Genomic DNA, 14815 nt, shown 5'->3' on the forward strand with positions numbered 1-14815 from the left:
GCCATGGGAGCCTTTCCGGCCCATCTCGAGAATGCCGATACCGACCGGTCCCTCCTGGACCCGTTCGGCCGGGCGATCACGTATCTCCGCGTGTCGGTGACGGACCGCTGCGATTTCCGCTGCGTCTATTGCATGTCCGAGGACATGGCCTTCCTGCCCAAGCGCGACCTGCTGACCCTGGAAGAGCTCGACCGCATCTGCACGGCCTTCGTCGACAGGGGAGTGCGCAAGCTGCGCATCACCGGCGGCGAGCCCCTGGTGCGGCGGGACATCATGACCCTGTTCGGTTCCCTGTCGCGCCATCTCGATTCCGGCGCGCTGGACGAGCTCACCGTCACCACCAACGGCTCGCAGCTCGCCCGCCATGCCAAGGACCTCGCCGCCTGCGGGGTGAAGCGGATCAACGTGTCGATCGACACGCTCGATGCCGACAAGTTCCGGAGCATCACCCGCTGGGGCGACCTGACCAAGGTGCTGCAAGGGCTGGATGCGGCGCAGAACGCGGGCCTCAAGGTCAAGATCAATGCGGTCGCCCTGAAAGGCGTGAACGAGGACGAGATCGTGCACCTGCTCGAATGGGCGCACGGCCGCGGCATGGATCTGACCCTGATCGAGGTGATGCCGCTGGGCGAGATCGAAGGGCAGCGCATCGATCAGTTCCTGCCGCTGTCGCTCGTCCGCGCGCGCCTGTCCGAGCGCTACACGATGGAAGATCTCGCCGACCGCACCGGAGGGCCGGCCCGCTACGTCCGGGTGAAGGAGACCGGCGGGCGGCTCGGCTTCATCACGCCGATGACCCATAATTTCTGCGAGAGCTGCAACCGGGTGCGGCTGACCTGCACGGGCCAGCTCTTCATGTGCCTCGGCCAGGAGGATGCCGCCGACCTGCGCGGCCCGGTGCGCGCCTCCACGTCCGACGAGCTGCTCGAGCGCGCCATCGTCGATGCCATCGCCCGCAAGCCGAAGGGGCACGACTTCATCATCGACCGGCGTCATGCCCGTCCAGCGGTGAGCCGGCACATGAGCGTCACAGGCGGGTAGGCTCCGGCAATGAATGCGAATGTCCTCATCTCGATCCGCAAGCTGGCCTTCCTGGCATCCCTCGCGATCGGCCTGGGAACGGCCCCGGCCTTCGCGCAGGATGCGGCGCCAGCACCGACACCGACGATCCGCATCGCCATCGAGGGCGCCTACCCGCCGTTCAACTTCATCGATGCCAACAACGAGCTGCAGGGTTTCGAGGTCGAGCTCCTCAAAAGCCTCTGCGATACGATGAATGTCACCTGCGAACTCGTCCAGCATGAATGGGACGGCATCATCAAGGGACTCCTGAATCGCGAATACGACGCGATCATGTCGTCCCTGGAAATCACGGAACGTCGCCAGAAGCGGATCGCCTTTTCGGATCCCTACTACCGCATCCCGGCGGTCTTCATCGGATCCAAGGAAACCGCTCCCGGCCCGGTCACTCCGGCGGCGATGGCCGGCAAGAAGATCGGCACCATCGAGCGCACCGATCACGAAACCTATCTCAAGACGTTCTACAAGGATTCCCAGATCGTCCTCTTCGCCAAGGCGGAAGAAGCCAATCTCGATCTTCTCGTGGGCCGTATCGATGCGGTCTTCGCCGACGAGCTGCTTCTTTCGAAATTCCTGAAGAGCCGCGAAGGCGCCTGCTGCCAGATCCTCGGCGAAGCACCCGCCGAGCCCGCCTACAAGCGCGAATCCTATGGTATCGGCCTGCGCAAGGAGGACGAGAGCCTACGCCAGCAGTTCAATCGCGCCATCGCGCAGGTGAAGGCGGACGGGACCTATGACCGGATCCGCACCGAGTATTTCCCCTTCGACGTCAAATAGAGGCGATCGATCACGTCATGGCCGGCCTCGTGCCGGCCATCCCGATTGAAAAGGCGCCGCGCGCTCCAGAAGCGAGATCACCGGCACAGGTCGGTGATGACACCGTGGGCGTCCAAGAAAAATCAGGTCCACATTTTCGCATGATGCGGTAGAACCGGCGAGACATACAGGGAGCGGACGATGGCGAAAGTTGCATTCCTCGGACTCGGCGTGATGGGTTACCCCATGGCTCGCCACCTCAAGGCGAAGGGTCATGAGGTGACGGTCTACAACCGCACGGCGGCCAAGGCCGAGAAATGGGTGTCCGAGAACGGCGGACGTGCCGTCGGGACGCCGCGGGAGGCGGCCGAAGGCCAGGAGATCGTCTTCGCCTGCGTGGGCAACGACGACGACCTGCGCCAGGTGACGCTCGGCCCCGACGGTGCGTTCCAAAGCATGGGCAAAGGCAGCATCTTCGTCGACCACACCACCGCCTCGGCGGAAGTGGCGCGCGAGCTTCATGCCGCCGCGACGGAGAAGGGCTTCGCCTTCATCGACGCCCCCGTTTCGGGCGGTCAGGCGGGCGCGGAGAACGGCGTGCTCACGGTCATGTGCGGCGGCGACGCGGAGGCTTACGCGAAGGCCGAGCCCGCCATCATGAGCTTTGCCCGCGCCTCGCGCCTCATGGGCGAGGCCGGCGCCGGTCAGCTCACCAAGATGATCAACCAGATCTGCATCGCCGGTCTCGTTCAGGGTCTGGCGGAAGGCATCCATTTCGGCAAGAAGGCCGGCCTCGACATCGAGGCGGTGCTCGACGTGATCTCAAAGGGGGCCGCCGGCTCCTGGCAGATGGAGAATCGCGGCAAGACCATGAACCAGGGCAAGTTCGATTTCGGCTTCGCGGTCGATTGGATGCGCAAGGACCTGTCCATCGTGTTGGACGAGGCCCGCAAGAACGGCGCCAGCCTGCCGGTCACGGCCCTGGTCGATCAGTTCTATGCCGATGTGCAGAAGATGGGCGGCCGGCGCTGGGATACGTCGAGCCTGATCGCCCGGCTCGACAAGTAAGCCTCAGCCGATCCATCAAGAGATGAAAGCGAAGCGCCGGGGCCGGTAAGTGCATGTTTCGGTGAAGTGGATCCGGTTCACCGTCAAGAAAATGCGGTCCGACAAAGAAGAGAGGTGTTTCCACGTCAGTGGAAACACCTCCAAGCTCCGGCGCTCTCCGTTTCAGCGTCCTTCTTCCGCGCAAGGCCGTCCAGGCCGGCAGCGTTCGGGATGCCCCCCGCCCTGGCGGTTGCCGGATGGCGCGGGTGCGGGGCGAACCTGCTGCGCCGGCCTCTCGAAGCCACGCCCGGGGGGCGGCTGCATCGTCGGGCGCGGCGGCTCGCGGAAGGCGCGCTCCTCCCGGGGCGCGTCCATGCGCGGAACGAGCCTGGGCTGAAAGGCTGGTGCCTCCGGACGCTCCATCCGATGTGCAGGACGCGGCGAGGGACGCTCGCGATCCATTCTGTCCCAGGCGGCAGGCCGCTCGCGCTCCATCGGCGGGCGCACATTGACGTCCGGGCGCGGTCGGCGCTGCTCCGGTTGAGGGAACACGGCCGTCGGGCGGCCGGCCTCGTGCCGGGCGGGCCGCTCCCGTTCGATCTCGATCCGCGGCCTCTCGGGCCGGGCCTGCCGCGGCAGGACCTGATCCCTGTCGAAGCGAGGCTCTCTGGGGCGGACCGCATCGCGCATGGGCTCTTCAGGACGGATCGCCCGAGGATAGACATCGCGCTCGACGGGCCGCACACCGCGCGGCACCTCCGGACGGAAGGCCGGCTGCCCGATATCCGAGCGACCAGGACGGGGAACTTCCTGACGGGATGGTTCCTGAGGGAACGTCGCGAGGGGAATCGGACGCGGGGGAAGGCGGCCGGGCCGCTGCGGCTGCGCCTCGCCGGGGCGAACGCCCCTGCCCTCGCGCGGACCTCTCGGATCAACCGAAACCGGAAGCGGCCGCAGCGGCGCGGCCAATCCGGGCTGGCGCGGGACAACCGGCTCCTGAGGGCGCAGACCGCGGCGCGGACGGGGGCCTCGCTCATCGCCCATGAGTCCGCCGAAGACCGGCGGAGCGGCCACCGGGATGGCGACCGGGCCGCGTGGCGTGACCGGCGCGATGGGCTGGTAGAACGAGCGCGGCGGACGGGCGCGCACCGGGACCGGAATGGCCATCGGGATCGGCAGCACGCCGGCCATGATCGGAGGAGGCGGCGGCTCGCGGACGATGGTCACGAACTCTACGTCCTCGTCGCGCGGCGGCAGGAGATAGACCGGCGCGCGCGGCGGCGGCACGTCGCGGATGATGGTCGTGACTTCGACGACCTCGACCCGCTCCACCTCGGGCAGCGGCGGCGGCAGATCCACATAGACCACCTCCTCGAAATCCGCCGGCGGCGCATAGGGGGCCGACAGGCGCGCGAGACGGCGCTCGCAATCCGCCGCATGGGGGCCGTTCGGATAGCGACGCAGATAGGTCCAATAGGCCTCGCGGGTGTTGCTGGTGAGCGTGCGGCGCCAGACGATGGCCTCGCGGCGGGCGGCCAGCAGGGCCGTCACGTGGCGGGCCAGGCGATGGTCCGGGTAGCGGCGCAGGAAGGCCTGGTAGTCCTGAATCGTGTCGCGCTCGACCGCGATGGCGTAAGCCTCTTCGGCCGGAACGTCCTCGATCCGGCGCACCTCGCGCACCAGCGGCGCGGCCGCCGCCTCTGCCTGCTCGAAGAAGACGAAGGAGCTGTTTCCGAGATTGGCCGAATGCCAGGGTATCTGCAGGCCGTTCGTGGCCTCGTGCGTCCTCAGGCGCGTGCGGGCGAACACCTCGTCGATCGGCATTCCCGGCTGCCGGATCATCTCCGCCAGGGCCGTCGCATAGGCCCCGTAAGGCCCCTGCCTATCGGCCGCGACAATGTTGGGAGCCGAGGAGAAGGCCATCAGGAACCCGGCAGGCGGCTCCATTAGGGCGAGGCCCTGAGCCAGCGGCTTACCGTCGGAGGGAAAAGACTCTCGGTAATCCTCCATGTCGGCCACGACAATGCGAACCTGAGCTGAGGTGCGTTCGAGCGAACGAGTCAAATCTGAAAGACGGAAGCCCTCTAGAAGTACGTCCATATGGCGTTGGACATTGGCGTCGACAGGTATGAAATAATTCTCGCCTTCGAGCTGGATGCCATAGCCCGATAGATAGATCATCACGACGGCGCTTGGCTCTAGGGCTTGAGCCTTATCTAGGAAATCGCGCATTACGCTACGCAGGTCGTTGCTTCTCAGATCGCGACCCTGAACAACCTCGAAACCGGCACTGGTCAATGTCTGTGCAATTAACCCGGCGTCGTTGGTGGTCGTGATCGGATGGCGGCTCTGATTCAAATATTCGCGTTGACCGATGACGAGTGCGAGACGCTGCGGTTGGGCTGCAGCATATGAAAAGGCGCCAATAAAGGCTGTCGCAACTAGAAAAATAAAAACGATAGCACGTTTCAGACGAGACACGGATTGCCCACCCCTTTGTCGCCCTTGCGGGTCTTATGCAGATATGGACAAGGCAGTTGAACGGGCTGTGAACGAAATGGGATGGTCGGATGCCGGCTCTTCTGTCACCGCCGTGTCATCGTCAGGTAAACCACGAAGGCCCCGATGGCGACGGCGAGGCCCATGATCACCAGCTGGCGCGTTTCGCCCGTCAGGGCCGCGTCCCGGTACATCTGGTTGAGGCGCTCGGCGCGTTCGGGATCGCGCGACATAAAGAGTCCGATGACGATGCTCAACGTGGCAAGGCCGAGAATCCAGTAGGTCGGGCGCATCGGGCTTTCTCCTTATCGTCCCTCGAACCGGGGAGCTCGCTTCTCGCGGAACGCCGCGACGCCTTCCATGAAGTCGTGGCTCGATCCCGCCTCGGCCTGAAACCTGGCTTCGAGATCGAGTTGGGCTTCGAGATCGTTCGCCAGGCTCTGTCCCACCGCCTGCTTGGTGAGGCGATAGGCGAGTCCCGGCCCCTCGGCAAGCTTTGCGGCGAAAGCCGCCACGTCGACCGCGAAGGATACATCGTCGAAGACCTTGTAGACGAGCCCCATCCTCTGGGCCTCCTCGGCCGGGATGGCCTCGGCGCTCAGCATCAGGGCGAGCGCCTGCTTGGGACCGACGAGGCGCGGCAGGATCCAGGTGCCGCCGGCATCCGGGATCAGGCCAATCTTGGCGAAGGCCTCCTGCAGATAGGCCGAGCGCGCCGCCACGACGATGTCGCAGGCGAGCGCGATGTTCATGGAGGCGCCGACCGCCGGGCCGTTCAGGGCAGCGATGGTCGGCTTCGCGTAATCGGCGAGCCTGAGCACCAGCGGGTTGTAATCGCGGGTGAGCGCGGGTCCGAGATCGATACGGCCCTGCTCGTCGCGCTTGAGATCGACCGTCAGATCCTGGCCCGAGGAGAACGCCCGCCCCTCCCCGGTCAGCACCACCACGCGCACTGCCTCGTCCCGCTCGCATTGGTCCAGCGCGTCCCGAAGGTCCGCGTGCATCTCGGCGTTGAAAGCGTTCATCTTCTCCGGCCGGGACAGCGTGATGGTCGCGACCGATCCGTCGACGGCGCAGCGCAGGGTCGTCGGGCTCATGCCTCAAAGCTCCTTGTCGTCGGGACCGAACATAGAACGGATCTCCGATCGGAGAACCCGTAAAAGTCGTGTTCAGACTAAGGAAGGATGACGCCCCGCATGGCCGATCGCCCGATCATTCAAATTGGTCTGACCTTCCGCTCGATATGCGACATCAAAGATCGGTTGACTGAAGGACTTCGAAACGGACGCTCAACTCGCTCTCGAGAACCGCGCGGCTATAGACTTCGCCCACTCTTCTGATCTCGTAACGGGGCTCCTCGCCGCCGGAGGGTAAAAGCTGGGTCACGACGAATGCTCCGGTCCATGCCGGGCCAATGAAGCGCTTGGCGGTGAACGTCACATGCTGACCACGCGCATAAAGATAGTTGGACACAGGAAATCCCTTCAAATCTCGGATGAATCGGCCGAGAGACCATCCGACTGGCGGTTCCAGGGCTTAAAGAGCGGTGATGAAGAAGGCCCCGAACCGGACAGTGACGGTGGGGCCGACTGGGATGAGTAGAGTGCGTCCATTCTGCGTCGGAACGGCTCCGCGCCTGAACGTGGATGTCATTGCCTGAACGGGTACGATTGCTCGTTCTTGTGCTGGGCTCTGCGCGGCAGGCTTGCCCAGGGAACGAGGTTCAGATTGGCAGGCTCGTTCATGCCTGTTTCATCCAGGGAATCCGAGCTATCTGCCGCTCGAAAGGCACTCATTGGAGAACCATCCCGGCTCAGCTCATCTTCGCCAGCCACGCAATCGTAAGGCCGCATGGCGGATCGAATCTGATATTGCGGTTCGCGACGTCTTGAGTCCAGGCAGCCGACGATCGTGTATGGCTGCTTGCAAACGACGTGAGGGAAACGCTGCTCCGTATAGAGAACATGATCTCCAACAGCAAAATGGTGGGCTCTCATGGGGCCGCTCCTTCGTCAGGTCCGGGCAGGTTGAACTGTCGAACAGTTGTTCGCCGCTGCAACTCGTCGGTGGCTGGAACGATCAAAAGCTCCGATCCGACCACCAGATTTCGACGTCCTGAGCCGCCACCTCGCGAGCGAGCCCGTATTGCTCCTGAACGCGATCGATCAGCTCAGATTTCGTCTTGATCTGCGAGAGGTCCGACATGGACAGGCGATTCCATTTGGCTTGGACCTCGCGCATATGGCGTCCTGCAAAAATGTGGTCGTCCCAACCGTCGAATATTTGTGACATGAAATTACCTGATATGTATTTTGACAACGGGCCCTATCAGTGATTGTTCCATAATATTCATACTGTATTCCAAATAAGTTCCGACCCACTCCCACAATTAATGGCATGAATTTAATATCTACAATATCAATATCTTCTTATTAAGTTTCGAATTTCAGCTTGCAGAGCAGGCAAAATTTCATCCTGGAACCATGGGTTTTTCTTAAGCCACCCATTATTGCGCCAGGATGGATGCGGTAAGGGCAGGATGCGGGGCTTCTGCGGACTGCCGAGGATCGTCCGCCAGCGCCGCACGGTCCCGGTCAGCCCGTCCTTGAAATCGTCTCCCATGTGCCAGGCCTGGGCGTATTGGCCGATCAGGAGCACGAGATCGAGGCCGGGGAGCGCCTCGAAGAGCGGCCGTCGCCAGGCCTCGGCGCATTCCCGGCGAGGACCGAGATCGCCGCCCTTGGCATCCTGGCCCGGAAAGCAGGAGCCCATGGGCACGATGGCGACCTTGGAGGCGTCGTAGAAAGTCGCCCTGTCGAGGCCGAGCCAGTCGCGCAGGCGCGTGCCCGAACGATCATCGAAAGGGATGCCGCTGGCATGGGCGCGGGTTCCCGGCGCCTGACTGGCGATGCACAGCCGCGCCGTCGCGCTGCCCTGGATGATCGGGCGCGGCTCGTGCGGCAGGGCGGCGCCGAAGCGCGGCGCGTCGCGGCAGATCCGGCAGGCTCTCAGTTGTGCGGCAAGATCGTCGAAACTCGGGGAGGGATTCATCCCCATCAGATGGGGATCGAGGCCCAGGCCGAGGAGATGCCCGGAGGAACGACACGACGTCGCTCCCTCACGAGTTGCGCCTGCGCCAATCCTGCGGGCGCTCGAAATCGCCCTCCCAGAGTCCGGTCGAGCGCTTGCGGGCGCGGGTTTCCTCGGCATCGTAGTCTCGTCCGTAGGAAACGGCCCAGCCGTCCTCCACCATGCGGGCGCCGATGTCCCGGCCGTTCACCGTGCAGCGGGCGAGAACGCGCTGGTAGCGGTCGCGGCCGGTGGCGCGGCAGCGCACCGTCTCGCCGGACACGAGATCGATCAGCACCCGGCGGGAGGTCTCGCCGCAGGCATAGGAACGACCTGCGCGGGAGCAATGCTGCCTGATCTCGGGCGCGTCGATCCCCTTGAGGCGGATGCGCGTCTCGCCGATGCGGATCGTATCCCCGTCGGTCACCTGGGCCCGGCCATCGAGGGAGCGCCCGTTCGGCTTCAGCGCGAGCCCGGCCCCGCCGGCGAGCGCCAGCGCGACGATCAGGGAGGTGATGCCGCTCGACCGGGAGCGGCGACGCCGGAACCTCACGACAGGCGCTCGGAAACTCCCGCCTGCCCGAAGGTGGCCATGTCCCGATGCACCGCCGCCGCGGCTTTCACGAGGCCAGCCGCCAGAGCTGCGCCGGAGCCTTCGCCGAGCCGCATCCCGAGGGCCAGGAGCGGCACCTTGCCGATGCGGGTCAGCACGTCCTGGTGCGCGCCCTCGGCGCTCAGATGGCCGGCGATGCAGTGATCGATGGTCGAGGGATGGATGGCGTGAAGGACCGCAGCCGCGGAGGTGGCCACATAGCCGTCGAGGATCACGGGAATGCGCTGGAGGCGCGCCGCGAGAATAGCGCCCGCCATGGCGGCGATCTCACGCCCGCCGAGGCGGCGCAGCAATTCGAGCGGATCCTTCAGGCTGTCGCCATGATGGGCGATGGCCGCTTCGACCGCCGCAACCTTGCGCTTGAGCCCCTCGTCGTCCACCCCCGTGCCGCGCCCGACCCAATGCTCGGCCGACCCGCCGTAAAGGGCCGTGTAGATGGCGGCCGCGATGGTGGTGTTGCCGATTCCCATCTCGCCGATGGCGAGCAGATCGGTCCCGCCGGCGATCGCCTCCATGCCGAAGGCCATGGTGGCGACGCAGGACTTCTCGTCCATCGCGTCAGCCTCGGTGATGTCGCCGGTCGGCATGTCGATGGCGAGGTCGAAAACCTTGAAGCCCAGGCCATAGGCGGCGCAGATCTGGTTGATGGCCGCCCCGCCGGCGGCGAAATTCTCCAGCATCTGGCGGTTCACCTCGGAGGGGAACGCCGAGACGCCCTTGGCGGTCACCCCGTGGCTTGCGGCGAAGACGCAGACGAGGGGGCGGTCGACGGTCGGAACGGGCTTCGCCTGCCAGGCCGCGAGCCATTCGGCGATCCGCTCCAGGCGCCCCAGGCTCCCGGTGGGCTTGGTGAGCTGGCGGTCACGCGCCTGCACGGCCTCGACGGCGGCCTCGTCAGGACCGGGCATGGTCGTGATCAGGCGGCGGATATCGTCGAAAGGTGAGGACACGGCATCAGACATGGAGGGCTCCGGCCCCGGGGGGCATTGCAGAACACGAAGAGGCGTGACCTATAACGACCCATGCACGCGGGGTGAAGCATGTCGGAGCAATTTGAGCAGGGTAAGGCCGCCATCGGCGGCTGGCGGGCGATTGTCACCGACTTGGCCCATTGCGTGCGCTTCTATTCCCGGCTGCCGGTGCCGACCCTTCCCTTCGAGCGGGACGCCCATGGGCTGCCGAACTTTACCCGCGTGGTGCGGGTGATCCCGCTCGGGGGGCTCGTCATCGGCGCCCTCCCGGCGGTCCTGCTCGGCCTGGCCCTTGTCCTCGATCTCGGCCCCTGGCTCGCCGCTATGCTGGCCGTGGCCGCCCTGGTGACGACGACCGGGGCCCTGCATGAGGACGGACTCGCCGACGTCGCCGACAGCGTCGGCGGCTCGACCCGCGAGAAGCGCCTGGAGATCATGCGCGACAGCCGGATCGGCTCCTTCGGGGCCGCGGCGCTGTTTCTGGGCCTGGCACTCAGGGTCGGGGCGCTCGCCACTCTCGCTTCCAGGCTCGACGCAGCCGCCGTGATGGCGGTGGTCCTCGTCGTCGCGTGCCTGTCCCGCACGGCCGGGCTGATTCCCCTCGTGTTCCTGCCGCCGGCCCGCCGGGACGGCGTCGCCCGGGCTGTCGGGCAGCCGGCGCGGGAGACGTTCTGGCTGGCCGCAGGCATTGCCGGGGGAATCGCCGTCGTCCTCGGAGCCCTTTCGGGCCTGCCGCCGCTCGGCATCGCCCTGATGCTGATTCTCTCGGGCCTCGCGGGCCTTGCCCTCAGCGGCTTCGCGGCGCGGCATCTTGGAGGGCAGACGGGGGATGTGATCGGCGCCGCCCAGCAGGTAGCGGAGATCGCTGCGCTGATCGGCCTCTTGACCACCGTCCACCCGTAACGACATGAAGATAAGATGACCCGCGTTTCCAGCCCCTGCATCCGTGTCTGCATGCTCGACCCCGAAACGGGGCTCTGCGAAGGCTGCGGCCGCACGCGGGAGGAGATCGCCGGCTGGTACCGCATGAGCGAGGAGGACCGCCAGCGGATCATGGCCGAACTCCCGGAGCGGATGCGTCAGGCCTTCGCCATCGAATCTCCGTTCGCGCCGAAAGCCGGCAAGGCGGGTTGATGCCGGGCATTCGCGGCGCGGGCCTCCTCCTTCTCCTGGCTGCCCTGCTCGTGGGGTTGTTCGTCAACGATTCCATCGGCGAGTTTTCGGCCCTGGAGGCTTCGGGGCTTCTGGCCATCGGCGGCGTGTGCCTGCTCATGGCGGCTTCGATCGTCGAAGGCTTCTCCCGCCACTGGACCTATGGCGTCCAGTCCATCGCGGTCAGTGGCGGCATCCTGGTCGCCCTGATCGTCACCTATGCGTCCCGGGGAGAATTGCAGGCCGTGATCGACCGCGCCATCGGCGACATCGCGGTCGGACGGACCGTCGTCACGCCGGAAGGCGAAGTGGTAGCCGCGCGGCGCACCGACGGGAGCTTCATGGTGCAGGGCGAGGTGAACGGCCACGAGACCCGCTTCGTCTTCGACACGGGCGCCAGCACCGTCGTCCTGCGCGCGGAGCACGCCGCCGCCCTCGGCTTCAAACCCGACAACTTGAACTATTCCATTCCCGTCGCGACCGCCAACGGGGGCGCCCTCGCCGCTCCGGTCATCATCGACCGCCTGACCATCGGGGCGATCACCGAACGCAAGGTCCGCGCGCTCATCGCCCGCGAAGGCGTGCTCCACGCCAACCTCCTCGGCATGACGTTTCTGGAGCGGCTGGGCTCCTACGAGGTGCGGGGGAACAGATTGATCCTGAGAGCCCGGACAGGCTCGTGACGCCACGCCGGGGCGAATGAGAATCCGTCTTCGTTCAGGGGTAGGAATGGTTGAAGAGAATCGCGCGCGGCTCCGCACGCATCGCTTCAAGGCTGCACTTCTCCGGTCCGAGCCTTCCGGCCAAGCGGGGAAAACGGGCCGCGATGTCCTCAAGCGTGATGTTCTGCGCAATGCGGGGATGAGCGACGCATAGCGCACCATCGCCCCCCCAGGCGCCCTCGAACTGCATGCCGTCCGCTTTCTCGGACGTCTGAATACCGAACCGGTCGAAGATATCGACGGAAGTGCCGTTCCGCGTCGTCGGCCGGTTATCTCCGCCGTAATCGGCGCGCAGCATGTGAACGCAAGCCCGATGGAGCTCCTGCAGCGGCAGCCCATCGCGTTTTTCCCATGGCCGGTAGCCCATGCGAACGCATTTGCCCTCCGCACCGCTGGTGCAAGTAAAGCTGAACCCACCGGCGCCGTCAGGCATCGCAAAGCCGGCGCTACGCCCTTGAGGGTCGGATGAGCAGAAAGGCCCCTTCTCCTCTCCGTTCGGAGAATGGATCGACAGCCTGTAAAGCAGAAGCGGGCCTCCCGTGGCAGTCTTATCCTCTTCCGCACCGTCGATCCGGACCTGGATCGCTCCCTCCTGGCCGGTCAGAACGAACCTTATTCCAATCAGGTTGTCGCCTCGCAGGACCCGACCATCCTCCAAGCTGAGCACGAGCTCGGGTCCCTCGGCCTGAAGCCTGCCACCTGCGCCGAGGGCCATTTGGGAGAAGACGGAGGCATGCAGGATGAAGAGCAGGATGGATGCGAGGGTCGGACTGCGCATAAAGTGGATCCTGATAAAAAAGTAGCCTCTCGAACGAGAGGCTACGAACTTCAAAGCAACGCTGGATTACTGCCTGAGCTGAATAACAGAGCCATCCTGCAGAATAGCCGCATCAAGCCGCATCCCCGTAGAAGCGGCGCCTTTGGGATCCTGTCCATTGGTGCTCAGGCCGTTGGTGCTCAGGCCGTTGGTGCTCAGGCCGTTGGTGCTCAGGCCGTTCATTGTCTCAGCCGCACTTGCACCAGAGGCAACCGAAAGGGTGAAGGCTATGGCAATAACCGGAAGGCAAGACTGAATACGCATATTTATCCCCTTATATCGTATTTTCTGTGAAATGACTCAGCGGCAACCCGCCCGATCACGCAGAGAAAGTACATGTAATAACGATTCATGCAATTAGCTAAGCGTAACTTTATGTATGCATGTTTGCATAGCTACTTTGCGTCATATTGCCGGTTGATTAGATGCTGAAGCCAACTCTATTACAGATTGAATTTGCTTCACTCTGCGTTGTTGAATATTCTCAATAGGTAACCTTAGGTAGTCTCGCCCTGAGATTGACATCGAGCCGAGACGCAGCGCTCACCCATGCGATCTTGAAGCACTGGACTGGCGCTCCCCGGCTTCTCTTGAGGCCGGAAACCGATCCGCATCGCAGGATCCGGTCATCTGCTTGTGAAAAATTGGAGAACGTCGTTCTCAAGAGAACCCTAAGGGCAATTCGAGGATCCAGCTCGGAACATCGTATACCGCCCGATCGCAGTGAGGGTTGAAGCAGGAATCAGAATGGTGACGAGGATCATCTAAGACGTGATGAAGGAGCAGGACACACGCCTCGTGCCTGATCCGATGACGAGCAAAAAGGCGCCCCTCCTAAGAAGGACGTTGCCGACATACAGGATCGGTCGATGCCGATTGAACCTCCGCTAGCGCTTGTCGCTGCGCGAGGTCAAAACGGACTGGTTGTAAAGCAGCGCCAGCGGATCAGCGCGCATGGCCTCTTCTGAGCAGACATGCGGCCCCAGCCTTCCACGCAACCGGGGATAGCGCTCGGCCAATTCCTCAAGGGTGATATTGTCGGCAATGCGCGTGTGAGAAACACAGACAGCTCCCTCGGCCCCCCACGCCGCCTCGAAGGCCATTCCCGGCGCCGGGTCGGGATGCTGAATGCCGAGGCGATCGTAGATGTTTACTGCGGTGCCATCCCGTGTCGTGGGACGATCGTCACCGCCGTAATCCGCGCGCAGCATATGCACACATGCCTTATGCAGATCACGCAAGGGAACGCCGTCCCGCGTCTCCCAGGGGCGATAGCCGAAAAGGATGCACTTGCCTTCCGCGCCGCTGGTGCAGGTGATGGAGAATCCTCCCGCGTCATTAGGAAAGGCAAAGGCCGCACGCTCGCCGTCGGGATCAGCCGCACACAAGGATTGCGATGCTCCTGTGGCGGTATCCTGGAGCGACATGCGGTAGAAAGCAATTTCGCGCTTAGCGAGCGGGCCATTGCGGACGATGTCGTCGATGCGAATGTCGGTTTGGTTCGGGGGCTGGCCAGCCGTGAGGGTCAGGCCGACCAATCCGTCGCCTTTCAACACGGTTCCGTCACTCAGTCGGAGCGTGAGATCCAGGCCCTCGAGGACAAAGCGCCCTTCCCTCGCAAGGGCCGGCGCAGCAAGAAGAGCAAGAATGAAGGCGCCAATCCGAAGGAAGAAGAACAAGGGATTGTGCATTGGACAATGAATTTGCCCCTTCGCCAGGAGCGAAGGGGCTTCTTCTCTTCACTGACAAGCGATCAGCGCAGCTCGATGCGCTCGCCGTTCGGAAAAGCAACGCTCTGCACAGCCAGAGTTTGCGAAGCCCTGCCGTTCACGGTGAGGCCGTTCAGGGTCAGGCCATTCAGCGTCAGACCATTCACGGTGAGACCGTTTACAGTAAGACCATTCAACGTCAGGCCATTCAAGGTGAGACCGTTGGCGACCTCGGCGGCGTACGCGGCCGATCCCGCCGAGATTCCGACGGCAAGTGCCAAGATGGCGGTTTTCGAACGAAGAGACATTCACTTTCCCTCTAAGATGAGTGAGCGGACGCCGAGGCGCCCCGCTAGAGGGAAGATAATCTGAACATTGTT

At 64.2% G+C, this 14815-nt stretch carries 19 protein-coding genes; 6 read left to right on the forward strand and 13 right to left on the reverse strand.

The window, feature by feature from the left end:
* Positions 1-3 precede the first annotated feature (3 nt).
* From moaA to OC446_RS08435, 3 genes are all read left to right on the forward strand, one after another.
* Positions 4-1041 (forward strand): GTP 3',8-cyclase MoaA, encoded by a 1038-nt coding sequence (moaA, locus tag OC446_RS08425; protein WP_262028593.1) that lies wholly within the window; start codon positions 4-6, stop codon positions 1039-1041.
* Positions 1042-1050: 9 nt separating this feature from the next.
* Positions 1051-1857: a transporter substrate-binding domain-containing protein gene (locus OC446_RS08430; RefSeq protein WP_262028594.1), complete on the forward strand. Its 807-nt coding sequence runs from the start codon at positions 1051-1053 to the stop codon at positions 1855-1857.
* Positions 1858-2037: 180 nt separating this feature from the next.
* Positions 2038-2904, forward strand: a complete 867-nt coding sequence (locus tag OC446_RS08435; RefSeq protein ID WP_262028595.1) for an NAD(P)-dependent oxidoreductase — start codon at positions 2038-2040, stop codon at positions 2902-2904.
* A 162-nt stretch (positions 2905-3066) separates the two neighbouring features.
* Here the strand turns inward: OC446_RS08435 and OC446_RS08440 are convergent, their stop codons facing one another.
* The 9 genes from OC446_RS08440 to cobT all read right to left on the reverse strand — a co-directional run bounded on the left by OC446_RS08440 (position 3067) and on the right by cobT (position 10026).
* Positions 3067-5364, reverse strand: a complete 2298-nt coding sequence (locus OC446_RS08440; RefSeq protein WP_262028596.1) for a caspase family protein — start codon at positions 5362-5364, stop codon at positions 3067-3069.
* A gap of 104 nt (positions 5365-5468) precedes the next feature.
* A complete protein-coding gene (locus OC446_RS08445; protein ID WP_114945452.1) occupies positions 5469-5675 on the reverse strand; it encodes a hypothetical protein in 207 nt (68 codons plus the stop codon).
* Positions 5676-5687: 12 nt separating this feature from the next.
* The gene (locus OC446_RS08450; protein WP_262028597.1) at positions 5688-6479 is read right to left on the reverse strand and encodes an enoyl-CoA hydratase-related protein; all 792 of its coding nucleotides are present in this window, start codon (positions 6477-6479) and stop codon (positions 5688-5690) included.
* Between the two features lie 154 nt (positions 6480-6633).
* Positions 6634-6855 carry a hypothetical protein gene (locus OC446_RS08455; RefSeq protein ID WP_262028598.1) on the reverse strand — a complete coding sequence of 74 codons (222 nt, stop codon included), beginning with the start codon at positions 6853-6855 and terminating at the stop codon, positions 6634-6636.
* Positions 6856-7031: 176 nt separating this feature from the next.
* Positions 7032-7379 (reverse strand): hypothetical protein, encoded by a 348-nt coding sequence (locus tag OC446_RS08460; RefSeq protein WP_262028599.1) that lies wholly within the window; start codon positions 7377-7379, stop codon positions 7032-7034.
* A gap of 82 nt (positions 7380-7461) precedes the next feature.
* Positions 7462-7674, reverse strand: a complete 213-nt coding sequence (locus OC446_RS08465) for a hypothetical protein (RefSeq protein WP_262028600.1) — start codon at positions 7672-7674, stop codon at positions 7462-7464.
* Positions 7675-7800: 126 nt separating this feature from the next.
* Positions 7801-8439, reverse strand: coding sequence for a uracil-DNA glycosylase family protein (locus OC446_RS08470; RefSeq protein ID WP_410055034.1), 639 nt, complete (start codon positions 8437-8439; stop codon positions 7801-7803).
* A gap of 61 nt (positions 8440-8500) precedes the next feature.
* Positions 8501-9004, reverse strand: coding sequence for a thermonuclease family protein (locus tag OC446_RS08475; RefSeq protein WP_262028601.1), 504 nt, complete (start codon positions 9002-9004; stop codon positions 8501-8503).
* Positions 9001-10026: a nicotinate-nucleotide--dimethylbenzimidazole phosphoribosyltransferase gene (gene cobT, locus OC446_RS08480; RefSeq protein ID WP_262028602.1), complete on the reverse strand. Its 1026-nt coding sequence runs from the start codon at positions 10024-10026 to the stop codon at positions 9001-9003. Before cobT ends, OC446_RS08475 begins: the two co-directional genes overlap by 4 nt.
* Before the next feature lie 78 nt (positions 10027-10104).
* On the opposite strand from cobT, the gene cobS reads away from it, so the two are divergent.
* Genes cobS through OC446_RS08495 form a run of 3 tightly spaced genes read left to right on the forward strand, consistent with a single transcriptional unit; the run spans position 10105 to position 11870 of the window.
* Entirely contained in the window at positions 10105-10938 is an 834-nt protein-coding gene (gene cobS / locus OC446_RS08485; protein WP_262028603.1) for an adenosylcobinamide-GDP ribazoletransferase, read from the forward strand.
* Positions 10939-10953: 15 nt separating this feature from the next.
* Positions 10954-11169 carry a DUF1289 domain-containing protein gene (locus OC446_RS08490; RefSeq protein WP_262028604.1) on the forward strand — a complete coding sequence of 72 codons (216 nt, stop codon included), beginning with the start codon at positions 10954-10956 and terminating at the stop codon, positions 11167-11169.
* A complete protein-coding gene (locus OC446_RS08495; RefSeq protein ID WP_262028605.1) occupies positions 11169-11870 on the forward strand; it encodes a TIGR02281 family clan AA aspartic protease in 702 nt (233 codons plus the stop codon). Before OC446_RS08490 ends, OC446_RS08495 begins: the two co-directional genes overlap by 1 nt.
* 34 nt (positions 11871-11904) lie before the next feature.
* Here OC446_RS08495 and OC446_RS08500 read toward each other — a convergent pair whose 3' ends face one another.
* From OC446_RS08500 to OC446_RS08515, 4 genes are all read right to left on the reverse strand, one after another.
* Positions 11905-12687: an ADYC domain-containing protein gene (locus tag OC446_RS08500; RefSeq protein ID WP_262028606.1), complete on the reverse strand. Its 783-nt coding sequence runs from the start codon at positions 12685-12687 to the stop codon at positions 11905-11907.
* A 66-nt stretch (positions 12688-12753) separates the two neighbouring features.
* On the reverse strand, positions 12754-12990 hold the full coding sequence (locus OC446_RS08505; RefSeq protein ID WP_262028607.1) for a hypothetical protein: 237 nt from the start codon (positions 12988-12990) through the stop codon (positions 12754-12756).
* Positions 12991-13613: 623 nt separating this feature from the next.
* Positions 13614-14405: an ADYC domain-containing protein gene (locus OC446_RS08510; RefSeq protein ID WP_262028608.1), complete on the reverse strand. Its 792-nt coding sequence runs from the start codon at positions 14403-14405 to the stop codon at positions 13614-13616.
* A gap of 74 nt (positions 14406-14479) precedes the next feature.
* Positions 14480-14716 carry a hypothetical protein gene (locus tag OC446_RS08515; RefSeq protein WP_262028609.1) on the reverse strand — a complete coding sequence of 79 codons (237 nt, stop codon included), beginning with the start codon at positions 14714-14716 and terminating at the stop codon, positions 14480-14482.
* Positions 14717-14815 lie beyond the last annotated feature (99 nt).

It is taken from the genome of Microvirga sp. Mcv34 (genome assembly GCF_024519725.1).
Classification (GTDB): Bacteria; Pseudomonadota; Alphaproteobacteria; order Rhizobiales; family Beijerinckiaceae; genus Microvirga.